21 protein-coding genes and 1 pseudogene are annotated in these 22,004 nt (G+C 63.4%); 8 read left to right on the forward strand and 14 right to left on the reverse strand.

What is annotated here, in order from left to right:
- Positions 1 to 85: 85 nt before the first annotated feature.
- Complete coding sequence (locus tag ACU8HS_RS15625) at positions 86 to 766, reverse strand: GNAT family N-acetyltransferase (RefSeq protein ID WP_113412140.1); 681 nt, start codon at positions 764 to 766, stop codon at positions 86 to 88.
- On the reverse strand, positions 763 to 1,257 hold the full coding sequence (locus ACU8HS_RS15630) for a MarR family transcriptional regulator (protein ID WP_112755987.1): 495 nt from the start codon (positions 1,255 to 1,257) through the stop codon (positions 763 to 765). The genes ACU8HS_RS15625 and ACU8HS_RS15630 overlap by 4 nt, the downstream gene beginning before the upstream one ends.
- A gap of 256 nt (positions 1,258 to 1,513) precedes the next feature.
- Here ACU8HS_RS15630 and emfA point away from each other — a divergent pair, with 256 nt between their 5' ends.
- Positions 1,514 to 2,428, forward strand: a complete 915-nt coding sequence (gene emfA / locus ACU8HS_RS15635; protein ID WP_112563290.1) for a CDF family cation efflux transporter EmfA — start codon at positions 1,514 to 1,516, stop codon at positions 2,426 to 2,428.
- Entirely contained in the window at positions 2,428 to 2,892 is a 465-nt protein-coding gene (gene queF / locus ACU8HS_RS15640; RefSeq protein ID WP_112563288.1) for a preQ(1) synthase, read from the forward strand. Before emfA ends, queF begins: the two co-directional genes overlap by 1 nt.
- 184 nt (positions 2,893 to 3,076) lie before the next feature.
- Here the strand turns inward: queF and ACU8HS_RS15645 are convergent, their stop codons facing one another.
- Both ACU8HS_RS15645 and ACU8HS_RS15650 read right to left on the reverse strand, forming a co-directional pair.
- The gene (locus ACU8HS_RS15645; protein ID WP_447014668.1) at positions 3,077 to 3,811 is read right to left on the reverse strand and encodes a DUF2076 domain-containing protein; all 735 of its coding nucleotides are present in this window, start codon (positions 3,809 to 3,811) and stop codon (positions 3,077 to 3,079) included.
- Positions 3,812 to 3,926: 115 nt separating this feature from the next.
- Positions 3,927 to 4,637: a hypothetical protein gene (locus ACU8HS_RS15650; RefSeq protein ID WP_112563284.1), complete on the reverse strand. Its 711-nt coding sequence runs from the start codon at positions 4,635 to 4,637 to the stop codon at positions 3,927 to 3,929.
- 156 nt (positions 4,638 to 4,793) lie between these two features.
- Here ACU8HS_RS15650 and ACU8HS_RS15655 point away from each other — a divergent pair, with 156 nt between their 5' ends.
- The 3 genes from ACU8HS_RS15655 to leuA all read left to right on the forward strand — a co-directional run bounded on the left by ACU8HS_RS15655 (position 4,794) and on the right by leuA (position 8,810).
- Positions 4,794 to 5,381 (forward strand): ATP-dependent Clp protease proteolytic subunit, encoded by a 588-nt coding sequence (locus tag ACU8HS_RS15655; RefSeq protein WP_112563282.1) that lies wholly within the window; start codon positions 4,794 to 4,796, stop codon positions 5,379 to 5,381.
- A 162-nt stretch (positions 5,382 to 5,543) separates the two neighbouring features.
- A complete protein-coding gene (locus tag ACU8HS_RS15660) occupies positions 5,544 to 6,758 on the forward strand; it encodes a benzoate/H(+) symporter BenE family transporter (protein ID WP_447014669.1) in 1,215 nt (404 codons plus the stop codon).
- 327 nt (positions 6,759 to 7,085) lie between these two features.
- Positions 7,086 to 8,810: a 2-isopropylmalate synthase gene (gene leuA / locus ACU8HS_RS15665; RefSeq protein WP_112563276.1), complete on the forward strand. Its 1,725-nt coding sequence runs from the start codon at positions 7,086 to 7,088 to the stop codon at positions 8,808 to 8,810.
- Positions 8,811 to 8,819: 9 nt separating this feature from the next.
- Here the strand turns inward: leuA and ACU8HS_RS15670 are convergent, their stop codons facing one another.
- Complete coding sequence (locus ACU8HS_RS15670) at positions 8,820 to 9,209, reverse strand: winged helix-turn-helix transcriptional regulator (RefSeq protein WP_112563406.1); 390 nt, start codon at positions 9,207 to 9,209, stop codon at positions 8,820 to 8,822.
- Between the two features lie 97 nt (positions 9,210 to 9,306).
- Between ACU8HS_RS15670 and ACU8HS_RS15675 the strand changes: the two genes are divergently transcribed.
- Positions 9,307 to 10,287 carry a zinc-binding dehydrogenase gene (locus ACU8HS_RS15675; RefSeq protein ID WP_113412145.1) on the forward strand — a complete coding sequence of 327 codons (981 nt, stop codon included), beginning with the start codon at positions 9,307 to 9,309 and terminating at the stop codon, positions 10,285 to 10,287.
- Between the two features lie 3 nt (positions 10,288 to 10,290).
- On the opposite strand, the gene ACU8HS_RS15680 is transcribed toward ACU8HS_RS15675, so the two are convergent.
- The 4 genes from ACU8HS_RS15680 to ACU8HS_RS15695 form a co-directional block, all read right to left on the reverse strand.
- Positions 10,291 to 11,130, reverse strand: a complete 840-nt coding sequence (locus ACU8HS_RS15680) for an anti-sigma factor family protein (RefSeq protein ID WP_112756000.1) — start codon at positions 11,128 to 11,130, stop codon at positions 10,291 to 10,293.
- Positions 11,131 to 11,135: 5 nt separating this feature from the next.
- Positions 11,136 to 11,648, reverse strand: a complete 513-nt coding sequence (locus tag ACU8HS_RS15685; protein WP_112703951.1) for an RNA polymerase sigma factor — start codon at positions 11,646 to 11,648, stop codon at positions 11,136 to 11,138.
- Positions 11,649 to 11,817: 169 nt separating this feature from the next.
- Entirely contained in the window at positions 11,818 to 12,378 is a 561-nt protein-coding gene (locus ACU8HS_RS15690; protein ID WP_112756002.1) for a hypothetical protein, read from the reverse strand.
- A gap of 160 nt (positions 12,379 to 12,538) precedes the next feature.
- A complete protein-coding gene (locus tag ACU8HS_RS15695; RefSeq protein WP_447014670.1) occupies positions 12,539 to 13,447 on the reverse strand; it encodes a metallophosphoesterase family protein in 909 nt (302 codons plus the stop codon).
- A gap of 68 nt (positions 13,448 to 13,515) precedes the next feature.
- Here ACU8HS_RS15695 and ACU8HS_RS15700 point away from each other — a divergent pair, with 68 nt between their 5' ends.
- Positions 13,516 to 13,995 carry an NUDIX domain-containing protein gene (locus ACU8HS_RS15700; protein WP_112703949.1) on the forward strand — a complete coding sequence of 160 codons (480 nt, stop codon included), beginning with the start codon at positions 13,516 to 13,518 and terminating at the stop codon, positions 13,993 to 13,995.
- 3 nt (positions 13,996 to 13,998) lie between these two features.
- Here the strand turns inward: ACU8HS_RS15700 and ACU8HS_RS15705 are convergent, their stop codons facing one another.
- Complete coding sequence (locus ACU8HS_RS15705; protein WP_447014671.1) at positions 13,999 to 14,988, reverse strand: glutathione S-transferase family protein; 990 nt, start codon at positions 14,986 to 14,988, stop codon at positions 13,999 to 14,001.
- A 211-nt stretch (positions 14,989 to 15,199) separates the two neighbouring features.
- Here ACU8HS_RS15705 and ACU8HS_RS15710 point away from each other — a divergent pair.
- Positions 15,200 to 15,773, forward strand: a pseudogene (locus ACU8HS_RS15710) (GNAT family N-acetyltransferase).
- On the opposite strand, the gene ACU8HS_RS15715 reads toward ACU8HS_RS15710, so the two are convergent.
- Genes ACU8HS_RS15715 through ACU8HS_RS15730 form a run of 4 tightly spaced genes read right to left on the reverse strand, consistent with a single transcriptional unit; the run spans position 15,774 to position 22,003 of the window.
- A complete protein-coding gene (locus ACU8HS_RS15715; protein ID WP_112563260.1) occupies positions 15,774 to 16,190 on the reverse strand; it encodes a GNAT family N-acetyltransferase in 417 nt (138 codons plus the stop codon).
- A 2-nt stretch (positions 16,191 to 16,192) separates the two neighbouring features.
- The gene (locus ACU8HS_RS15720; protein WP_447014672.1) at positions 16,193 to 18,265 is read right to left on the reverse strand and encodes a hypothetical protein; all 2,073 of its coding nucleotides are present in this window, start codon (positions 18,263 to 18,265) and stop codon (positions 16,193 to 16,195) included.
- A 1-nt stretch (position 18,266) separates the two neighbouring features.
- Positions 18,267 to 21,086 (reverse strand): DUF4159 domain-containing protein, encoded by a 2,820-nt coding sequence (locus ACU8HS_RS15725; RefSeq protein ID WP_113496901.1) that lies wholly within the window; start codon positions 21,084 to 21,086, stop codon positions 18,267 to 18,269.
- Positions 21,083 to 22,003 (reverse strand): DUF58 domain-containing protein, encoded by a 921-nt coding sequence (locus ACU8HS_RS15730; protein ID WP_112703945.1) that lies wholly within the window; start codon positions 22,001 to 22,003, stop codon positions 21,083 to 21,085. Before ACU8HS_RS15730 ends, ACU8HS_RS15725 begins: the two co-directional genes overlap by 4 nt.
- Between the last annotated feature and the right edge of the window lies 1 nt (position 22,004).

The raw sequence follows: 22,004 nt of genomic DNA on the forward strand, positions 1-22,004 counted from the left end.
GACTGCCAGGCCGTCAACACCATGCAATTGGGTCGCTATCATGGCGCAGATGGCGAAAGCAGGCGGCTGTGACCTTTTGGCCGGGCTAGGCGCTGCGCCTGACGACGCGGAAGTTCAGCTCTGACCGCAGCTTGAAGCCGAGCGTCTTGTAGAGTGCGATGGCGGACGTGTTGGTGTAATAGGCATGCAGGAACACGGTATCGCCCCTGGCGGAAATCTCGCCGGCGACATAGCGGAAGAGCAGGGTGCCGAGACCCTTCCCCTGAAAATCGGGGTGGGTGCAGAGACCGCTGAGCTCGCCATGTCCGGGAAGCCGCAGACGCTGACCGGCCATGGCGACGAGGCGGCCGTCGATCTTGACGCCCCAGAACGTTCCGAGTTTCTGGGCGCCGAGCGTGAAGGGGCCGGGCCTGGTCAGCGTCGCGAGCGCCAGCATTTCCTCCGCATCGTCAGGGGTCAGAGGCTGCAGGCGGCTGTCGGAAATGCGCTCGTAGGGACGCTCGGCGATCATCTGCACCAGCTTTCCGTCCGTGAGGACCGTCAGGCCCTGCGGCACGGTGATAGGGCCGGCTTCGACGATGGCCATGACCTCGTCCGCCGCGGGCAGGTTTTCCAGTGCTTCGAGGCTTTCGCGCGTATCGTCGGCGGTAGCCGCGAAAGGCACGATGGAGGGCGGATAGCGCCTGGCGCGTTCGCCGCCCTCAGCGAGATCGGCATGCGCCGTATGCAGCGCGTTCCAGATCGGTCGGTCGAGAATATGGCTCATGGGGTTTTCTCCTGTACGGCGCCCGCGCGGCGGGTGAGCGGCGCTTCGGCAAGGCCGTCCTCGATCGCGGCAAGCTGTTCCAGCAGCGGGCCGTCGAGATCCCGGCAGAGATCGGCGACGGCGGCTGCGATGCGCGGCCAGACCTTCTGCCTGGAATAATCGACGAGTTCCTGGCCTTTGGCCGTCAGCGAAACGACCCTGCGCCGCTGATCCTCGGCGGAGGACTGCATGTCGAGAAGGCCGAGTTCCATCAGCTGGGCGGCGGTGCGTGTGGCGCCGGGCTGGGTAATGCCCACGGCCTGGGCCAGTTCGCCGATCGTCAGCGGGCCAAGCCTGTCGATGGCGCCGAGGAAAGGATATTGCGCGGCCTGGATGGAGACGCCCAGTTCCTCGATGACCTGCTGCGTGTCGGCCTGCAGGCGTTCGCCGATCCGGCGGAAGCGGCTGCCAAGGCACAAATAGCCCAGCGATTTCACGACATCCTCGACCAAGGCGGGTTCCTCACGTCATTTACATAACAGGTTATATAAATGCTTATGGAGTTGCCGTCAATCATGCAGGCGGGCCGGTTCTCGCCATTCGCACGGGATGGGCCTGTCTTTTGTGCGACATGTGGCAAAGGCTTTGACTTTTCGGGCCTGATTGCCCATATCACCGGCATTGGCCGCCTGCGCGATTCCCGCGCGGGCGGTTTTGCGTTTCAATGGCTTAAATGCTGCAATTCATTCGCATCCGCAGGGGGACGATATGAACGAAGAAGGCAATCTCACGGTTCGGAAACTGGCGTTCTGGGGCATTCCCCTGTCGCTCGGCGTCATGGGGCTGAAGATGGTCGCCTGGTGGGTTACGGGTTCGGTGGCGCTGCTGTCGGACGGGCTGGAATCCTTCGTCAACGTGGTGGCGGCCTTCATTGCCTTCTTCGTGATCCGTTATGCGCAGAAGCCGGCCGATCACGACCATCCTTTCGGCCATCACAAGGCGGAATATCTCTCGGCCGTGACCGAGGGCGTGATGATCGTCGTCGCCGCGCTGCTGATCGTTCAGGAGGCGGTCGGCCATCTCGCCGACCCGCGCATGCTCGCCGCACCGGTGCTCGGCCTTGCGATCAACTTTGCCGCCGGCGTCGTCAATGCCGTCTGGGCGCAGCTGTTGATCCGTACCGGGCGGAAGCATCGCTCTGCGGCTTTGACGGCGGATGGGCAGCACATCATGTCGGACGTGCTGACTTCCGTCGGCGTTCTTGTTGGCCTGCTTCTGGCGCTCGCCACCGGATATGCGATCTTCGACCCCGTCCTCGCCATTCTCGTGGCGCTCAACATCCTCTATCAGGGCTGGAAGGTGATCTCGCAATCGATCGGCGGCCTGATGGACCAGGCGGTCGATCAGCAGGAGGAGGAGGCGATCAAGCAGGCGATCGCCACCCATGCGGCCGGCTCGATCGGCGTGCATGACCTGAAGACCAGACGCGCCGGTTCGGTGACTTTCGTCGATTTTCATCTTGTCGTGCCGGCCAGGATGACGGTTCGCGAAGCGCATGATATTTGCGACCGCCTTGAAGATGCCATCCGCGCGGCGCATGCGGGCGCGACCATTGCCATTCATGTGGAGCCGGAAGGCGAAAAGGCCCATGGCATCCGCGTCAAAGTGATCAAGGAGGCATAATGCCCACGACAGACGTTTCCAGCCTTTCGATGCTGGGCCAGCAGACGGAAACCGCAAAGAGCCCCGAAGAGGCGGTTCTGGAAAAAGTGCCGGCCAGCCATGCCGGCACCGACTATGTCGTGCGTTTCACCGCACCGGAATTCACCTCGCTCTGCCCGATGACCGGACAGCCCGATTTCGCCCATATCGTCATCGATTACATCCCGAACGAATTTCTGGTGGAATCGAAGTCGCTGAAGCTGTTCCTGCATTCCTTCCGCAACCACGGTGCCTTCCACGAGGATTGCTCGATCTATATCGCCAAGCGCATCGTCGAGCTTCTGGACCCGAAATGGCTGCGCATCGGCGCCTACTGGTATCCGCGCGGCGGCATTCCGATCGACGTCTTCTGGCAGACCGGCAAGCCGCCGGAAGGCGTATGGCTGCCGGATCAGGGCGTTGCGACCTATCGCGGACGTGGGTGAGCCGCGGCCGGGTGCCGCCCGAGCGATCGATGGCTCCTCCTAGAACGCACTTGCGGAGGAACCGCAGGGCACTTTTCCTGGAATTGCTGTTAATCGATTGCGGCGGCGAACGCCCTGAAAGGGAGCGGCCGGGCAACGGTGCGGCGGTTCAATACCTCCCGTCACCCAGGCCCAGCCATCAGCCTCAAACGTCCATCGTGTCGTCGCCGGAATCATCCATGGAATCGTCGTTGTCGTCGTAATCGGCCTGCTGGATATTGTCGTTATCGTCGGCCTGGCTGTTGTCGCCGTAATAATTGTTGATGACGGTTTCCTCGACCGGGCCGCCGGCATTGCCGAACGGGTTGGCGCCGGCGAACGGCGAGCCCCAGCCGAGCGAGGACATGTGGTTGCCGAAGATGCCGGAGAGCGAGTTGGCAAGCAGCATGCCGCCGGCGACGCCGGCCGCCGTGCCGAGTGCGCCACGCAGGAAACTGCCGCCGGCGGAGGGCGCATAGGCCTGCTGGCTCCAGGGGCCGGAGGGCTGCTGCGCCATCTGGCGGCTATTGTCGTAGCCGCGAGGCTGCTCGTAGCCCTCTCTTGGAGCGCCACCCCACGGACCGGGGGCGGGTGCCGGCTGCTGGGCCTGGGTGTTGCCGAAAATGGAGCTCAGGAAGCCGCCCTGTTCGGCCTGGCGGCGATCGCCTTCGCCCGCTTCGAGCTGGCGGACGCGCTCTTCAAGCTCCTTGATGTGGTTGGCGGCGGCCTCCAGGCCCTTTTCCTGCACGATGACGGCCTGTGCCAGATAGTAGGCGGCGGAGGGCTGCGCGCGGGTCGCTTCCGATATCAGCGCTTCGGCTTCCGGATCGCGCGGCGTAGCGCCTGCGGTGCGGACGCGATCGAAGAGGGCGGTCAGCAATTGGCGTTCTTCCGGTGACATGTCCTGTCTCCTCTAAAGTTCCGCGGCTTCGAGCTTCGGCGGGAGGGCCGCATAAGGCTGAGTTAGGAAGCGATTGGGGCATTTCAAAGCCTGGGCAACTTACATTTTCGTAAGTTCAGGCCTCCCTCAGCCAGACGCGCAGCGTGCCCAGAAGCTCGAAGCCGGTGCGCAGTGCCTCGTCCAGATCGTCGCCATGTTCGTAACCGACAAGCGGCTCTCGCGGATAGAGCGCGGCGGCCTGCGCAATCAGCCCGCGGCGAATGTCTTCGCCGCGCCCGCCTTCCGCAAACAGGTTGGAAAGCCCCACAGCGCCGGCGTGATGGTTGAGGATGCCGCCGCCGAGCGGCCTGCCGTTTTCGAAGGCGAGCAGGAAGGCGATTTCGGGGTCGGCGAGCAGGGGGTCGGCGAAGATCTTCTGCGTCACAGGCCCGTTCGCCTTTTCCCATTCCTGCTCCCAGCGTGAAAAATCGGCGGCGTTCCTCATGCGCTGCCAGGTGATCGGCGAGGGGGCGGAGACCGGATTGCGGATGCCGATCCATTCCGCTTCGAAAAGCATCCTGAAGCCGAGCGGCGCAAGATCAAGAGCGGCGTAGCTGTCCTTGACCGCCCAATCGCGCGTGTCGTCGTTGACAAGCGTCGCAATCGCTTCGGTCGTTTCGCCATCCGCCTCGGTCAGGGTCACGACATCGGGATAGAAGGGCGGCGTGCCGCGGCGGTGGAACCAGACCGTCGCCGTGAATTCACCGGGCAAACCCAGCGCCTTGCAGACGGCGTCGCACCAGAAAGCATTGTTGCGCACCGCCGCACGCAGGAGAGAGGAGGTCATTTTGCGTTCTCCCGGTCTTTTCTCAGGATGCGATCATATCGTCCGTTTGTCATAAGAATATCTTCACCGCTTCCTGCTTCCTCTTTTTCCCGCATTGTTTTACGCATTGAGTCGCACTATCTGCGAGGAACCGCATTGGACGTGAGAGAGGTTCGAATGAACGACGAAGAAGAACAGGACGACAAGACGAAGGAACTGCCGCTCGGCAAGGAAACGGAGGCGAACCTTTTCAAGTCGCGTTCGATCTTCATCTATGGGCCGATCACGCAGGAACTGGCGCAGAAGGTCTGCACCCAGCTCGTCGCGCTTGCCGCCGCCAATGACGACGATATCCGCATCTACGTCAATTCGCCCGGCGGCCACGTCGAGTCTGGCGATTCCATCCACGACATGATCAAGTTCATCAAGCCGAAGGTCTGGATGATCGGCACGGGCTGGGTCGCCTCGGCCGGCGCGCTCATCTATGCCGCCGCTCCGAAGGAACGCCGCATCTGCCTGCCGAACACCCGCTTCCTGCTGCACCAGCCCTCCGGCGGCACGCGCGGCATGGCTTCGGATATCGAGATCCAGGCACGCGAAATCATCAAGATGAACGAGCGCCTGATCAAGATCTTCTCGAAGGCCACCGGCCAGTCGGAAGAAAAGATCGCCAAGGACATCGATCGCGACTACTGGCTGTCGGCAGATGACGCCGTTACCTACGGCCTCGTCTCGCGCATCGTCACGTCGCAGAGCGAAATCTGATCTTTCGCCGATAAGGACCAGGTCCACGCCCCGTCTGTCAGCTGCAGGCGGGGCGTTTCCATATCTGCCGACGTAGCGCCCGTGCAATCCTTGGGGGATTGCCGGCTCAGCGAACATTTCCGGCGGCAATCCGGCTTGCGCGCTTCCGGCTTATGCTGCTCCATGCGCACTCTTCGCAGCCGGAGTCGCATCATGCTCAAGGACTTTTCCGTTCAAAGCCTCTTTATGGGCCTATTGACGGCTTTTGTCGGGTTCACCAGTTCTTTTGCCGTCGTGCTGCACGGGCTGCAGGCAGTCGGCGCCACCGATGCGCAGGCCGCTTCGGGGCTGATGGCGCTGTCGGTCTCCATGGGGCTTTGTGCCATCGTGCTCAGCGCCGTTACGCGCCTGCCGGTCAGCATCGCCTGGTCGACGCCGGGGGCGGCGCTGCTGGCGAGCATCGGCACGATCGATGGCGGTTTCAACGCGGCTGTCGGGGCCTTCATCCTCTGCGGCCTGCTGATCGTCATTGCCGGGCTGTTCAAGCCGCTCGGGCGGGCGGTGGCCGCCATCCCGGCGCCGCTTGCCAATGCCATGCTCTCAGGCGTTCTGCTCGGCCTCTGCTTTGCCCCGGTCAAGGCGATTGCCTTCAATCCGCTGCTTGGTCTGCCGATTATTCTGACCTGGATCGTGGTTGGCGCCTTCAAGCGGCTCTGGGCAGTGCCGGCGGCCCTGGTTGCCTTCGCGCTGGTGCTCGCCTTCGGCGTCGATATTCCGGAAGGTGCGCTTGCCTCGCTCAAGCAGTCGCTGGTGCCGGTTATCGGCATTGTCCACCCGGTCTTCAATCTTGCCGGTTTTGTATCGATCGCCCTGCCGCTCTTCATCGTGACGATGGCCTCGCAGAATATTCCCGGCATCGCGGTGCTGAAGGTCAATCACTATGATCCGAAGCCTGGGCCGCTCTTTGCCGTGACCGGCGTCTTCTCGCTGCTGGCGGCCCCTTTCGGCGGACATGCGGTCAATCTCGCGGCGATCACGGCGGCGATGTGCGCCGGGCAGGACGCACATGCCGATCCCTCGCGGCGCTATTGGGCAGCGCTGATTTCGGGCGTGGGTTATGTCGTCCTCGGTTTGCTTGCGGGGGCGGTGACTGCCTTTGTCGCATTGGCGCCGCCCATCCTGATCGAAGCCGTGGCCGGTCTTGCACTTGTCGGCGCATTCTCGGGTTCGGCGATGGCGGCGTTCCAGGCGCCGGAATCGCGCGAGGCGGCGGCGATCACTTTCCTCGTGACGGCATCGGGCGTTTCCTTCGGCGGCATTTCCGGCGCTTTCTGGGGGCTGGTCGCGGGTGGGCTGATGCTCGCTCTGTCCCGGATCGTGCAGGCGAGGAAAATATAGGCGAGGGGTTGCCGGAATTTCCGGCGGAGGCTATAAGCGCGGTCATGAAGAACACAGGCGCACGGATTTCCGAGACGATTGCACGCGGCCGCACGGCCCTGCGTGACAATACGCGCGCCCTTACCTCGCTTCTTCTCCTCGGCCTTACGCGCGGTTGCCGGGTCCTTTGAGGAGCGCCCGGCGGCCGAAAGCCCGCCCGGCCATCGCTCCTCGCGACTCACTTTCAAAATTGACCAAACGACCGATCAAAGGTCCGCATTTGCTGTCGCCAAGCCAGATATGATCGGCTAAGAGGCGGGGCAAATGCCGGGACGAGGAGACAAGACTATGGACACGAACACCAGCCGATCCTCCGCAGGCGCCAAGGGCATGCCCGACGCCGCCGTCAAATACCGGCCCTATCCGCAGGTGAATATTCCTGACCGCACCTGGCCGACCAAGACCATCACCAAGGCGCCGATCTGGTGCTCCGTCGACCTGCGCGACGGCAACCAGGCGCTCGTCGATCCGATGGGCCATGACCGCAAGGCGCGCATGTTCCACCTGCTCTTGGAAATGGGCTTCAAGGAAATCGAGATCGGTTTCCCGTCGGCCTCGCAGACCGATTTCGATTTTGCCCGCTGGTGCGTGGAAGAGGGCAACGTGCCCGACGACGTATCGTTGCAGGTGCTGGTGCAGTGCCGCCCCGAGCTGATCACGCGCACCTTCGAGGCATTGCAGGGCGCCAACCGGCCGATCGTGCATTTCTACAATTCCACCAGCGAACTGCAGCGCCGCGTGGTCTTCGGCAAGGATGTGCAGGGCATCAAGCAGATCGCTGTCGATGCCGCCAAGATGATTACCGACATGGCGGCCAAGGCCGGCGGCGGCTACCGTTTCGAATATTCGCCGGAAAGCTTTACCGGCACCGAGCTGGATGTGGCGCTGGAAATCTGCAATGCCGTCATCGAGGTCGTAAAGCCGACGCCCGACAACAAGCTCATCATCAACCTGCCCTCGACCGTCGAAATGGCGACGCCGAACGTCTATGCCGACCAGATCGAATGGATGTGCCGCAACCTCGACAACAGGGAAAACCTGATCATCTCGCTGCATCCGCATAATGACCGCGGCACCGGTATTGCCGCGGCCGAGCTGGCGCTGCTGGCAGGCGCCGACCGTGTCGAAGGCACGCTCTTCGGCAATGGCGAGCGCACCGGCAATGTCGATGTCGTCACCATGGCGCTCAACATGTTCACGCAGGGCGTCGATCCGGAAATCGACTGCTCCAACATCGAGCGCATCAAGGAAGTGTTCGAATATTCCAACCAGATGGCGATCGCCGAGCGTCACCCCTATGTGGGCGAACTGGTCTATACGGCTTTCTCCGGCTCGCATCAGGACGCGATCAACAAGGGCATGAAGGCGGCGCAGGTCGCCAACCATCCGGTCTGGGAAGTGCCCTACCTGCCGATCGACCCGCGCGATGTCGGCCGTTCCTACGAGGCGATCATCCGCATCAATTCGCAGTCGGGCAAGGGCGGCATCGCCTATATCCTGCAGCAGGATTACGGGCTCAACCTGCCGCGCAACCTGCAGGTCGAATTCCGCGAGGACATCCAGCGCATCACCGACGAAGAGGGCAAGGAGCTTCCCTCCAAGCGTATCCACGACCGTTTCATCGAGCGTTACGTGACCCAGCCGGGCGCCCGCCTCAAGTTCGTCGACCACCACACCTATCCCGATACGGAGCACAAGGGGCAGCGGATCGTGGCGGCCGAGATTACCGACAGGGGCGAGATCAAGCGTATCGAAGGCCGCGGCAACGGCCCGATCGACGGCTTCATCAATGCGCTGTCGCACTATCTCGGCATCGAGATGTCGGTCGAGGATTATTCGGAGCACTCGCTGCAGCACGGCTCGAATGCCGCCGCCATCTCCTATGTCGAGACATCCTATCCGGGCGGAAAGCTTTTCGGTGCGGGCATCAACACCAACATCGTCGCCGCATCGCTCGAAGCGATCGTGTCGGCTGCCAACCGCGTGCTCGAGGTGAAGGCCGGCAAGGCCTGAACATTCTGATCAGGCCGCGATCGCCTCGGGGTGGCGCGGCCTGACAATGCAATCGGCGAGTTCATCGAGCTCGCCCTGTGCTTGCGCGTGGTTTTGTCCCCACCGGCAGAGAGCAAGGAGGATCGGTTCCAGCCCGAGCCCGAGTTCGGTTGCCGTATACTCCACCCGTGCCGGCACTTCCGCAAAGATTTCCCGGCGTATGAGCCCGTGCTCTTCCATCTCCCGCAATTGCTGGATCAGCACCTTCTGGGTGATCTCGGGCATCATGCGCTTGAGCTGCGAAAGCCGCTTCGGTCCTGAGAAGACATGATAGAGGATCACGGGCTTCCATCGCCCGGAAATGACCTTCAAGGCCCGTTCCACAGGCAGTCTTGGCAATCTTTTCATGGGCTCGGGCATGGTCACCTCCTGGTGGGTATGGCACTGATATGTGTGTATTTTGATCCGTAAATCGAGTGCTACAGCCTGCTTCACGCCATCAAACGTGAGGTCTGTCATGAAACTCGTCCAGTTCCGCCGCTTCGGTCCGCCTGACGTTCTCGAAACCGTAGAAGTGCCGATCCCGAAGCCCGGGCGCGGAGAGGTGCTTGTGCGTGTCCATGCCGCCGGCGTCAATTTCTTCGAGGTTCTGATGCGGGCGGATCGTTATGCCGTCTCTCCGCCGTTGCCTGCCTTTCCCGGTGTGGAAGTGGCTGGAATCGTGGAGGAACTGGGGACGGATACCGATCCGTCGCTGATTGGCGCACGCGTCGCCGTGCCGCTCTTTGCAATCGGGCGTGGCTTCGGCGGATATGCGGAATATGTGGCTGCGGAAGCCGCAGCGGCAATGCGTCTGCCGGATGGCCTTTCCTTTGCGGATGCGACGGCGCTAATGGTGCAGGGCCTGACGGCGCTGCACATGGTGCGTCGCAGCCCGCCGAAGGAAAAAGTGGTGCTTGTCAATGCTGCCGCCGGTGGGGTTGGGTCTCTGTTGCTGCAGCTCGCCAGGTTCGAGGGGGCAGGCATGGTCATTGCCGCAGCCGGCAGTGAAGCGAAGCGGCAGTCCGCGCTCTCACTCGGCGCCGACCTCGCCGTCGATTACACCGCCGCAGAGTGGGCGGGCGCTGTCAGGGCGAGGACTGGAGGGCAGGGAGCCGATGTCATCTACGAGACGGTCGGCGGTGAGATCGCGCGGGCGTCTGCGGCTGCACTTGCTCCCGCCGGCGAAATGCTGTTTGCGGCTATGGGCCGGTTCTCGCTGGAGCTTTCCGCGATTCGCTCGATGCTGGATATCAACCAGTCGCTGAAGGGCTTTTCACTCCTGCCGCTGATTGCGGCGGACAGATGGAGAGCTGATCTCGGCATCCTCTTCGATCTTGCCGCATCGGGCGCGCTGAAAATCGTGCATGGCGGCCGGTTTTCGCTTGATGAGGCCGCAAGGGCACATCGTGCGCTCGAGGAGCGGCGGGTCAGCGGAAAAGTCGTTCTGGTGCCCTGACCGTCAGATGGCGGCGGCGATTTCCATGGCGAGCTGGCCGAGCGTGGCTTCGGCGGAGGGGCCGGCCAGTACATAGGACGTGCCCGCATTGTGCCAGGTCACGAGGCCGATCTCGTCACGGATCGTCTCCTTGAAGTCCTCCGTTTCCGGGGGCTGCGCATCCTTGCGGAAACAGATCGAGATAATGTCACCATCGGTATTGGAATAAACGAGCTGGCCGACGGGGCGGTTGTCGCCAAGGATCACGCGGGCGCCCTGGAAGGTCCAGGATTCGGCGGAAAGATCCGGCACGCGGAACGGAACGCCGATTGCGGTCGTCAGCCAGGAGGAAATTTCTTCGGCCTGCGAGGCCGGCACCTCGACAAGATGACGCGGCTGGCGCACGAGCAGCCGCTGGAAGGCCGTGACGTCCCCCAGCCAGTCATTGGTGTTGACCTGCGGGCTCGCTGCGACCGGCGCGGCCTCGTCCGCATCAGGTGCATTGCCGATGAAATAGCCGATGCCACCGCCGACGACGAAGAGAATGAGGGCGGCCGCAAGCGCCTGGCGGCCGTTCGGCGCGAGCTTGAGCTGCGGGCGCGCGTTGCGCTGGGCGATCGGCGTCTTCGGCGGTTGCGTGCTCTTGATGGAACGGACAAGTGCCAGCGGAACGGGCTCTTTCAGCATGTCGTCCAGCTTGCGCCGGCCGAAATCGACGCCGTGGCGCAGTTTGTCGTAGATCTTGCGGGCGTTTTCGTCCGTTGCCAGCCGGCTTTCCAGTTCCAGCTTCTGTTCCGGCGTGGTTTCGCCGTCGAGGAGGGCGGCGAGCTGGGCTTCGAGCGGCTGTTTTTTGAAATCGAGCAAATCAGTCAGTACCTGTGGACGGGCGGATTGTGGCCGGACAATGCGGCGAAATGGAGTCGCGCCGTCGCAAGCTGACCGGCAATGTTGCCGATGGCGATGCCCATGATTTCGGAGGCCTGCTGGTAGCTGTGGCCTTCCACGTCGATCAGCAGGAAGATGCTGGCGACGCCCTCGGGCATTTCAGCGAGCATGCGGTGCAGGGCGTCGGTATCGACGGCAGCCGTGCGGTCGCGAATGGCGTCGCGGATATCGGTCACGTTGCCTCGGGCCACCGGACGCGGCTTGCGCTTGCGGCTGTCTTCCGCCCATTGCTGGCGGGCCAGCGTATAGATCCAGCTTTCCAGCCGGCCTTCGCCGTTCCACTGATTGCCCCTGGAAATGGCGCGCAGACAGACCGCCTGAACCAGTTCGTCGGCCGCAGCCGTCTCTCCCGCGAGCGTGATGGCAAAGCGGCGGAGGCGGGGCAGGAGACCGACGAGATCACGCCGGATATCGGTGGTGGCTGCGGGTTGGCGCATGGTCTTTCCAAGAAGCATTCACATTGGCCGAAATTCATAGCTGCTTCGTATGCACCCCGGCCATGCAGGCGGCTTTTATGGAGCAAGTCGCCTGTATTTCGCAAGCGCGGGGTTCAATTCATCCATCCCTTCCCAGGGGATTTCCGCACCATATCCCGCGGAGCTTGTCTCAATATGTCCTGTAGCCGTTCAGGCTCTGCAGCAGAGCGCGATAGGCCCAGGTATTTTCGCCGCCGCGATCGCGGATCTCGACGAGCTGGACGCGGGCGCCCTGAATGTCGCCCTGCTCGGCAAGCGCCATGCCCATGTAGGAGCGGGCGAGGATGTAATTCTCGTCCTGCTGCAGGGCCTTCCTGTAGTAGGACATGCCGAGTTCCATGCGGCCGGCCTTGCGATTGGCGTAACCGAGATAGTTCAGGATGCGCGGATCGTTCTGGTTCCTGGCGAGATTGAGCACCGTGATGGCGTTCTCGTACTGACCGGCATAGGCGAATTCGCGGGCGAAATTGAAGAGATCGTCATCGTTGAAGCTCTGCTTCTTCGGGTCGACGCATTCCTTCTTCTTTGCATCCCACACCTTGCCCTTGGTGCAGGTCTTGGTCGTCTGGGTTTTCTGCGGCGGGGAGGTGTCGTCATTCCCGCCTCCGACCGCGAAGGCGGACGTAGCCAGACCGAGAGCAAAGACGGAAACAAGCGAAAGTCTGCACAGTCGATGAAGAGAAGAAGTCATCGGGCGTACTCCGTTTTGAAGCGCTGCGGTTGCTGAATTGTACGCCGACGCCTAAAAATACCAAGAGCCCCGCGGGCCTTTATTGCTGATGCCGGCGAGGCTGGCGAACGCTCTTCACATAGTGATTCAACGACTGCCGGAATTGATTCCGAAACCGCCGCTAAAGTGCGAAAATATCTGCGCTTTCCCGTTTCATGCCATCGCCTGTGTCATTGATGCTGAAACGTTCGCCCTTCACTTCCCAGGCACCGGGAGAACCGGAAATGGAGAAGAGATTGTAAGCGGCGGGAGGCTTGATGCCGCCCGGTCCCTGCGAGGCCGAGGCGATGCCGACGACCGGCACCGGGCCAGTCTGTCCGCGCAGCCAGTGGAGGGTGTTGAGATGAGTATGGCCGTGCAGCACGAGTTCGGCTCCGCCGGTCGAAACGACGGCGGCGAAACGGCGGATGCCGATCATGCGCTTGTAGAAAGAGGTCGCGCCGCGGATCGGCGGATGGTGGATCATGACGACGCGGAAAAGGCCGGCTTCGCCGGCCGCGCGCAGCATGTTGACCGTCTCGCGGGCCTGGCGCGCGCCGAAAAAGCCGGAGGCCGCAAAAGGCGGCGTGGCGACGGCGGTCGAGCAGCCGACGATTGCGACCTTGTCGCGGATGCGAAGGTAGGGGAAAATGTGCCGGTCTTCCTCCCATTCCGGCGGAGCAAGGTCGCCGCGCACGTAATCGTACCAGGCGCGCATCGACTTCTCGTAGGCGCCCGGCACATAGGCGTCATGGTTGCCGGGTACGACCGAGGTGGCGGCGGGATCGCCGAGTTCGTGCAGCCAGGCTGCGGCCGTGCGGATCTCGATGCCGCTTGCGAGGTTGACGAGGTCGCCGGTCACGGCCAGATGATCGGCCTTATGGGAGCGGATATCGTCCAGCAGCAGATCGAGCGTGCTGCCGAAAAGATGCTTGCGCCGGTTGCGGTGCCAGTTCACAAAGCCCGTAATGCGTTTTGAGAAAAGTTCGTGAATGGAAAGGCGGGGCAGGGGTCCGAGATGGACGTCTGAGATATGCGCGAGCTTGAACATGCAACGACACATAGACCAGCTTATTTACAATTCAAACACATCCGCGCGATGAGAACCTGAAAGAACCCATGGCAGACAAACAAAGATGGCCCCTTCACACGAAAGTGTTGTTGCGGTTGCTGCATGTGTATTTTTCCCTCGTGCGCGGTATGACGATCGGGGTCCGGGCAGCCTGTTTCGACGGGCAGGGACGCCTCTTTCTCGTTCGGCACGGCTATACCGGCGGCTGGCACATGCCGGGCGGCGGGCTGGAGCGCAACGAGACGGCAGAGGAAGCGCTGATCAAGGAATTGCGGGAGGAGGGCAATCTCAGGATCGTCGGCAAGCCGCAGCTCTTTCACGTCTATTTCAACACCAATATCACCCGGCGCGACCATGTGGTCTTCTACCGCGCTATCGTGGAACAGACAGCGCCGCGGCCACCCGACTGGGAAATCGCCGAGAGCGGCTTCTTCGAGATCGACAATCTGCCGGCGGAGACGACCGAAGCGACGCTGCGAAGGCTGGCCGAACTCCGCGGCGAGGCGGAGCCGGCACATTACTGGTGAGGCTCAGGCGGCAGCTGCGAGCTTATCGCGGCCGTGCGGCCGGTCGAGATCGAGCGCCGGACCGACGGGTACGATGCCCGTCGGGTTGATGGTCTTGTGGCTGCGGTAATAGTGCTCCTTCATGTGGCGCAGGTTTACCGTCTCGGCGACGCCCGGCGTCTGGTAGAGGTCACGCAGGTAGCCCGGCAGATTGCGGTAGTCCTCGATGCGGCGGATGTTGCATTTGAAGTGACCGACATAGACCGGGTCGAAACGCACCAGCGTGGTGAAGAGCCGCCAGTCGGCCTCGGTCTGGCGATCGCCGAAAAGGTAACGGCCCTTGGCCAGACGCTCATCGAGCATGTCCAGCGTTTCGAAGAGCTTGACGACATTTTCCTCGTAGGCCGATTGCGTGGTGGCAAAGCCTGCCTTGTAGACACCGTTGTTGACGGTGTCATAGACGACGTCGTTCAGCGCATCGATGCCGGCCCGCAGCTCTTCCGGGTAGTAATCCGCCGTCGAGCCCGTCAGGTGGTTGAAGGCGCTGTTGAACATGCGGATGATTTCAGCCGACTCGTTGTTGACGATCGTGTTCGTCTTCTTGTCCCACAGCACGGGAACGGTCACGCGGCCGGAATAGTGCGGATCGGCCTTCACATAGATTTCCCAGAGAAACCCGGAGCCGAAGAGCTGGTCGCCGGTGGCGCCGTCGCCGACTTTGAACTCCCAGCCGTTTTCCACCATCAGCGGATCGACGACCGAAACCGAGATCAGCTCTTCGAGCTTCTTCAGCTTGCGGAAGATCAGCGTGCGATGCGCCCAGGGGCAGGCGAGAGAGACATAGAGGTGATAGCGGCCGGCTTCTGCCTTGAAGCCGCCTTTGCCGCTCGGGCCGGCCTCGCCGTCGGCCGTGATCCAGTTGCGGAACTGCGAGGGCTGGCGCTTGAAATGGCCCTTCGTTTCCTTCGTGTCGTACCAGACGTCATGCCAGACGCCATCCACCAGCATGCCCATGCTTTTTACCTCTGAAATTGATCGTTGCCGCATAGATATCGCAGGACGAGACTTTTTGCAGGCGGGCAAAGATTGAACACTGCGTCTCGGTCGGGTCATTCCCGGCCGAATTTTTGCGATGGACGGCGGAAATTTTTCCTGCTATCCGCCTTCCTCACAAAATTCTGGAATCCTGCTTGATGTCTATTCTCAGAGGCCTGCGACGACGCTGATGCTCCCGAACGCCTGACGGCGTGTTCGCGAACCCATATATCTGCGTCTATCCGGTCTCTGTTCCCATGCTCATGTACAAGCACGATCTCGTCTACCTCACCGAGGATGCGTCTCACGACGCCGCTATCGAACTCATCAACGAAGAAGCATTCGGCCCCGGCCGGCACACGCGTGCCGCGGCACGTATCCGCGAGCAGGGTCCGCACGACCTTTCGCTCTCCTTCATCTGTGCCGATGACGGCGAGACGATCGCTTCGGTCAGGATGACGCCGGTTCTGGCGGGAACGGTGAAGGGCCATCTGCTCGGACCGCTCGCCGTGCGGCCATCGCACAAGAGCAGGGGCATCGGCCGGGAACTGGTGCGCATCGCGGTCGAGGCCGCCAGACGCAAGGGTTCGGAAGCCGTCATCCTCGTCGGCGATCCACCCTATTACTGCCCGCTCGGCTTCGAAAAGGTCGCCTATGGCGCCCTGACGTTTCCCGGCCCCGTCGATCCGGGCCGCGTGCTTGTCGTGCCGATCGCGGAAGATGCCCATGCGCGGCTGAAGGGCAAGATCGCCTGGCGGAAATGATCACAATATCTTCCTGAGAAAAGTCCGCGTCCGCCCTTCCGGGAAATCCGGCAATTCGCCGAAGACCTCATAACCCTGGCGCTGGTAGGCGCTGAGCGCGTGCGGATTGAACGTATCGATCCAGGCGCCGCGGCAGCCGCGGGCGGCGGCTTCCTCCTCCGCCTTCGCAAGGATCTTGCCGGCCATGCCGCTGCCGCGCAGCATGTCGGGAATGTAGAGCATCTGGACGAAGAGCCAGCCCCATGCGGTAAAGCCGGACAGGCCGCCGGAGACCTTTCCGTCGGTATCGCGGATCAGCACGGCAAGCGGCTGGCGTTCGGACGGACCGACATCGGCCGTGTTGAAAGCCGTCAGGCCATCGGTGATGACGGCGAGCTCTTCCGGCGAGGGGGAGGCGGTGAGCTCGAACTCAGGCATCGTCAGCGTCCTTCACGCCACCACATGGCGCCGAAGGCAAGCAGCAGGATGCCGACACCGGCGAAGCCCGCAAAGAGGGGCAAGGTGTTGATGCCCTTCAATACAGTCTCATTGGTCATGCGGATCGCCATGCGGTCGGTGTCGGCCACGCGCACCTGGCCGCGCACCGGCAGGATCGGCGGAACCGAGATGGCGCCCGCGCTGTTGACGACACGGGTGACAAGCCCGCGGGTCTTGTCGGTGATGGGCTTCAGTGCCGATGTCGTCGAAATCATCGCCTTGAACTCCGGAGCATCGACGGCGCCGACATGGGCAAGCGTCGTCAGGTCGCCGTTGCGGATTTCGAAGAGGCCGATTTCGTCCATGCGCTTTTCGGCCTTGTAGAGGCCGGGCTCGGTCTGCGTCAGCGGCAGGTTCTCGATCTTGCCCGAGGGATAGCGCACGACTGCGTCGCCCGGTGCGTCGCCGATGGTCTGGCGGGTGATTTCCAGCGTGCGGCCGGAGGTGCGCGCCGTCAGGGCCTCTTCCTCCAGCGCCGGCTCCTTCATCAGCCAGTGGGCGATGCGGCGATAGAGCGATACATGCGGGCCGCCACCTTCAAAGCCGCGCGCCCAGAGCCAGCCCTGATCGGAGAGCAGCATGGCGACACGGCCCTGGCCGGCACGGTTCAATACCAGCAGCGGATGGTTATCGGCGCCGACCATGACCGTCTGGCCCTGCGGCCGGTCGACATCGACGCTGCGGAACCAGCGGCCCCAATGCGGCGGTTCGTCGCCGGAGCCGTCCAGCCCGCGGGTGACGGGGTGTTTGCGGCCCTGTTCGGAAAGACGGGGATAAAAGGCCTGCTCGATCATCCGGCCGGTCGGCTCCGCCGGCAGCACGGAGGCGAGCGGCGTCATGGCGATCGATTCCGGGCTTGCATGTTCGGGACCGGCGGCGATCAGCAGCGCGCCGCCATTTTCCACATATTGCGCGATGTTGTCGTAGTAGAGCATCGGCAGCACGTTGGCGCGGTCCTGATAGCGGTCGAAGATGATCAGGTCGAAATCCTTGATCTTGTCGACGAAGAGCTCTCGGGTGGGGAAGGCGATCAGCGACAGCTCGTTGATCGGCGTGCCGTCCTGTTTTTCCGGTGGCCGCAGGATGGTGAAATGCACGAGATCGACGGAGGCGTCGGACTTCAGGAGATTGCGCCAGGCGCGCTCGCCGGCATGCGGCTCGCCAGAGACCAGAAGGACGCGCAGGTTCTGGCGGATGCCGTCGATGATGTGCACGGCGCGGTTATTGGCATCTGTCACTTCGCCGGAAATGCCGGCGACGGAAAATTCCAGCACGTTCGGGCCGCCGCGCGTCACCTTGAAGGAGAAGGGCGTATCCTGGCCGGGTGTCGCCTGCAGGGAGGCGATCTCGTCGCCGTTCAGGCGCACCGTAACATTTGCCAGGCCGCCGGGGCTCGGGCCGTCGTCGAAGACGCGCAGGACGAGCTGCTGCTCTTCGTTGACGATGCCGAAGCGGGGCGCCTTGATAACCTCGATGCGGCGGTCGAACTCGTTCGGCTTGCCGGTGATAAGGCCATGGATCGGCGCGTCGAAGCCGAGCGCCTGATTGACGCCGGGCACATCATGCACCTCGCCGTCCGTCAGCATGATCGCGCCGCCGACGCGCGAGGGCGGTACATCGGCGATCGAAGCGGACAGGGCCTCGAAGAGGCGGGTCGAGGGCATGTCGGAATTGCGATCTTCGTTCACGTCGACGAAACGCGGCTCGATCTGCGGGAAACGCGAAAGCTGCGTTTTCAGCGAGGCAAGCGCCTCGTCCGTCATCGTCATGCGGTCGGCCGTCTGCTGGCTCTGGCTGCGGTCGACGATGACGGGGACGATGGTCGAAAGCTGGTCGCGGTCTTCCTGCAGCAGGACCGGGTTGGCGAGTGCCGCGAGCAGGGCGAGCGCTGCGAGCGTGCGCACCCACGCGCCGCGGATGCCGCGCCAGATCGCGAAGGCGGCAATCAGAAGCACGATGCCGGTCAGTACCGTGAGATAGGGCCAGGGCAGGAAGGGCGAATAATCGAGGGTCATGTCACTGCCCCAGCCGTTCGAGCAGGTCGGGCACGTGGACCTGGTCCGTCTTGTAGTTGCCGGTCAGCATGTACATCATGATGTTGACACCGGCGCGGAAGGCATATTCGCGCTGCGTTTCGTCCGGCGGCACGGTCGGCAGCAGCGGCGTGTCATTGTCGTCAACGGCCCAGGCGCCGGCAAAATCGTTTGCGGTGATCAGGATCGGCGAGACGCCGTCTGCGGCGGCGGCCGGCCTGTTGGCGTTGTTCTGGTTCTGGCTGCCTTGACGCGCCTCGATCCAGAGCGGGCTGCCGGCGTAGCGGCCGGGGAAGCTGGACAGCAGATAGAAGGACTTGGTCAGCACATGGTCGTGCGGGACGGGTTCCAGCGGCGGAATATCCAGATTGGCGAGGATCTGCTGCAGGCGCTGGCCGTTGGCGGTCGTGTCGCTGCCGCCTTCGAGCGAGTCGATCTGGTCGCGCGTATCGAAAAGCACCGTTCCGCCATTGCGCATATAGGCGTCGATACGGCTGATGGCGGCGTTGGACGGCATCGGGGCGGCTGCCGAAATCGGCCAGTAGATGATCGGGTAGAAAGAGAGCTCGTCCTTGTTGAGGTCGAGGCCGACGGGCGGGGCCGGCTCCAGCGTCGTGCGGTAGGTCAGGAACCTCGTGAGGCCGTTGAGCCCCTCTTCGGAAATATCGTCCACATCCTGCTCGCCGGTCACGACATAGGCGAGATGGGTATTGTCCAGCCGCTGCATGATGATGTCGTCACCGGGCTGGGTATCGTCGGCATGCAGGAGGTCCGGCCGCAGCATGAGGCCCGCCGAAAGCGCAATGGCGATCGTTGCCAGGGTGCGGGCGCGCGGCCGCATCCGGGAGAAGGCGCCGTTCATGAAGAGCACGATCAGGCTGTCGGCCAGCAACAGCAGGAAGGCGACGAAGAAGAGCAGCGGCTTGGCCGACCAGCTTTCGCCGCCGACGAGGCCGGCGCGCACGACATTGACGCCAGTCATGTCGAGCCGCTTCAATTCGGCATTGTCGGGCAGGACGTTCAGCGCCGCAAAGCCGTCTTCGGAGCCGTAAAGGCCCGGCGGATTGTCGAAATTGGCAACGGGTGCGGCCTTGGCGTTCGGGATCAGCGGACGGGCATTGCCGGTCTCGGTGATGAGAGTGCCCTTGGCCGTCAGCATGCGGAAGGGCGGCAGGGTTTCGGCAACGCGCACACTGCCCGACGATTCCGATGTCACACCGCCGGAACGCGAGATCTGGACGAGGTGGCGCAGCATTTCGACGAAGGTACCCGAGATCGGCAGGTTCGACCAGGTTGCTTCGGCGCTCACATGGAAGAGCACGATCTGGCCGGCATTCATCCTGTTCATGGTCACGAGCGGCGTGCCGTCGGCAAGGCTGGCCCAGGTGCGCTCGGCAAGATCGGGCGTCGGTTCCGCCAGGACCTGACGGTTGATCGTCACGTCGGTCGGGCGCGGAATGCCGGCAAAGGGGCCGAAGGCCGGGAAATCGGCGAGCGCCTGCGGCTCGCTCCACGACAGGCTGCCGCCAAGCGCACGTTCGCCCTGGCGCAGGATGACCGGGATCAGCGGATCGTCGGCCGGTGCGGCGGCAAGGCGCGGGCCGGCAAAGCGCAACAACATGCCGCCATTCGATATCCAGCGCTGCAAGGGCGCGTAGGTATCCTCCGGCAGGCGGCCGATATCGGCCATGATGATGACCGAGGGGTTGTTGGCGAGCAGCTTCGGGATGGCGACAGAAAGATTGGCATCGGTCGGCCGCACGAGATCCGCATAGGGCTCGAGCGCCCGCTGGATGTAGTAGAGCGGGGACAGAAGCGGCTGGAACTCGTCGCCGCTTTCGCCCGACAGAAGCACGACCCTGCGGCGCTTGAAAGCGTCGTCGAGCAGATGCACCGCGCCTGCCGTGGCGCCGGTATTGATGCTGACGCGGGCAAAATCGTTGCGCATCTCGAAGGGGGCGGAAATGCCGGCATTGACGGCTGTCTGGCCCGGCGCGAAATCGGCCCTGCCGGTGGCGATCACGCGGCCCTGGGCGTCCTGCGCGTTGAGCGGGACGGAGGCTGCACCGCTGGAGCCGAGGCGGGTCACTTTGACCGTCATCGCATCCGCCGTATTGGCGGCGCCCGAGATTGCGATCGTCTGGGCCGCATCGCCTTCGATCACGCGCAGTTCGGCGGGCTGGAGGTCGGAGAGCTGGCGGACGATGCCGTCGGTATCGCTGCTGGCCGCGCCGTCGGTCAGGAAGGCAAGCGTGCCGGGGCGGGTGCCGTCGAGTGCTGCACGCAGGGCCTCGAAGGCCCGCTGGCGATCCGGCACGAGCGGCTTGGGTTCGGCGGCGCGCAGCTTTTCGCGGGCGGCCGAGGCTGTGCCGGGTGTGGCGTCGTTGCTCGGATCGGCGCTAAAGGCGATCGAGACGATGGCGCCTGCGGATTCGGCATCGTCGATCAGCGCGTCCGCCGTCTGAACGCGGCGCTCCCAATCGGGGGCCGAAGCCCAGCTATTGTCGATGAAGAGAACGAGCGGGCCGCCGGACGCGAGCGAACTCGTGCGCGGATTGAAGACAGGATCGGCGATCGCCAGGATGACGGCGGCCGCAAGCAGCATGCGCAGCAGCGTCAGCCACCAGGGGCTTTGCGCCGGCGTTTCCTCGCGTTTCAGCACGGTCGCGAGGATTTTCAGCGGCGGGAAGACCTCCGCCTGCGGGCGCGGCGGGGTGAGCCGCAGCAGCCACCAGATGACGGGAAGGGCAATCAGCGCGCCGAGGATGGCGGGATAGGCGAAAGCGAAGGGAAGCGCGCTCAAAACTGTCCTCCATGCGTTGCCTTTGCCGGCATGCCGGAAAGATACATATGGACGGCGACCAGCGCTTCGGAGGCGAGATGATCGGTGCGGTGGCTGACGAAGGTCCAGCCGAGATGGCGCAGCGACTGGCCGAGACTTTCGCGCCGGGCAAGATAGGCGTTGCGATAGTCTTCGCGCAGTGCCTCGGCCCGGCCGGAGGTCAGCCTTTCGCCGGTTTCCGGGTCGGTGAATTCGGTGCGGCCGTTATAGGGGAAGATTTCCTCGGCCGGATCGGCGATCTCGACCACATGGCCGCGCAGCCCGCGACGGGCAAGCGGGCCGAGGCGGGCCATGATGGCAGAGGCGTCATCGAGAAAATCACCGATGAGGATGAGATCGCTCCAGCCGCGCACCATTACGGTTTCGGGCAGGCCACCGGTGAGCGGCGTATGCATCAGGGCGGCTGCGAGCCTTTCGGCCGCGTTGCGGGCGGAGATCGGCTCCATCACGCCGGGGCAGCCGATGCGCTCGCCGGAGCGGGCGAGGATTTCGGCAAGCGCCAGCATGACGACCAGCGCCCGGCTTTCCTTCGACACGCTGCCATAGCTCGACTTGTACATCATCGAGGGCGACATGTCGGCCCAGAGCCAGATCGTGTGGGCGGCTTCCCATTCGCGGTCGCGCACATAGGTATGGTCGTCGCGGGCGGAGCGGCGCCAGTCGATGCGCGAGAGGCTCTCGCCCTCGCTATAGGGACGGAACTGCCAGAAATTCTCGCCGATGCCGCGCTTGCGGCGGCCGTGCCAGCCGGCAATGACGGTGTTGGCGATGCGCCTGGCTTCGACCAGGCAATCCGGCACGAGGGCAGCCCGCTGCCTTGCGCGGGAAAGGGCATCATTGCCTGACGTCGGGTTGACGATCTGTCCGATGGATGCCACG

It is taken from the genome of Rhizobium sp. KDH_Rht_773_N, from assembly GCF_052946295.1.

Coding starts and splice junctions, on each gene's coding strand:
- ACU8HS_RS15625 (WP_113412140.1), bottom strand. CDS start 766: ATGAGCCATATTCTCGACCGACCGATCTGGAACGCGCTGCATACGGCG.
- emfA (WP_112563290.1), top strand. CDS start 1,514: ATGAACGAAGAAGGCAATCTCACGGTTCGGAAACTGGCGTTCTGGGGC.
- queF (WP_112563288.1), top strand. CDS start 2,428: ATGCCCACGACAGACGTTTCCAGCCTTTCGATGCTGGGCCAGCAGACG.
- ACU8HS_RS15645 (WP_447014668.1), bottom strand. CDS start 3,811: ATGTCACCGGAAGAACGCCAATTGCTGACCGCCCTCTTCGATCGCGTC.
- ACU8HS_RS15650 (WP_112563284.1), bottom strand. CDS start 4,637: ATGACCTCCTCTCTCCTGCGTGCGGCGGTGCGCAACAATGCTTTCTGG.
- ACU8HS_RS15655 (WP_112563282.1), top strand. CDS start 4,794: ATGAACGACGAAGAAGAACAGGACGACAAGACGAAGGAACTGCCGCTC.
- ACU8HS_RS15660 (WP_447014669.1), top strand. CDS start 5,544: ATGCGCACTCTTCGCAGCCGGAGTCGCATCATGCTCAAGGACTTTTCC.
- leuA (WP_112563276.1), top strand. CDS start 7,086: ATGGACACGAACACCAGCCGATCCTCCGCAGGCGCCAAGGGCATGCCC.
- ACU8HS_RS15670 (WP_112563406.1), bottom strand. CDS start 9,209: ATGCCCGAGCCCATGAAAAGATTGCCAAGACTGCCTGTGGAACGGGCC.
- ACU8HS_RS15675 (WP_113412145.1), top strand. CDS start 9,307: ATGAAACTCGTCCAGTTCCGCCGCTTCGGTCCGCCTGACGTTCTCGAA.
- ACU8HS_RS15685 (WP_112703951.1), bottom strand. CDS start 11,648: ATGCGCCAACCCGCAGCCACCACCGATATCCGGCGTGATCTCGTCGGT.
- ACU8HS_RS15690 (WP_112756002.1), bottom strand. CDS start 12,378: ATGACTTCTTCTCTTCATCGACTGTGCAGACTTTCGCTTGTTTCCGTC.
- ACU8HS_RS15695 (WP_447014670.1), bottom strand. CDS start 13,447: ATGTTCAAGCTCGCGCATATCTCAGACGTCCATCTCGGACCCCTGCCC.
- ACU8HS_RS15700 (WP_112703949.1), top strand. CDS start 13,516: ATGGCAGACAAACAAAGATGGCCCCTTCACACGAAAGTGTTGTTGCGG.
- ACU8HS_RS15705 (WP_447014671.1), bottom strand. CDS start 14,988: ATGGGCATGCTGGTGGATGGCGTCTGGCATGACGTCTGGTACGACACG.
- ACU8HS_RS15715 (WP_112563260.1), bottom strand. CDS start 16,190: ATGCCTGAGTTCGAGCTCACCGCCTCCCCCTCGCCGGAAGAGCTCGCC.
- ACU8HS_RS15720 (WP_447014672.1), bottom strand. CDS start 18,265: ATGACCCTCGATTATTCGCCCTTCCTGCCCTGGCCCTATCTCACGGTA.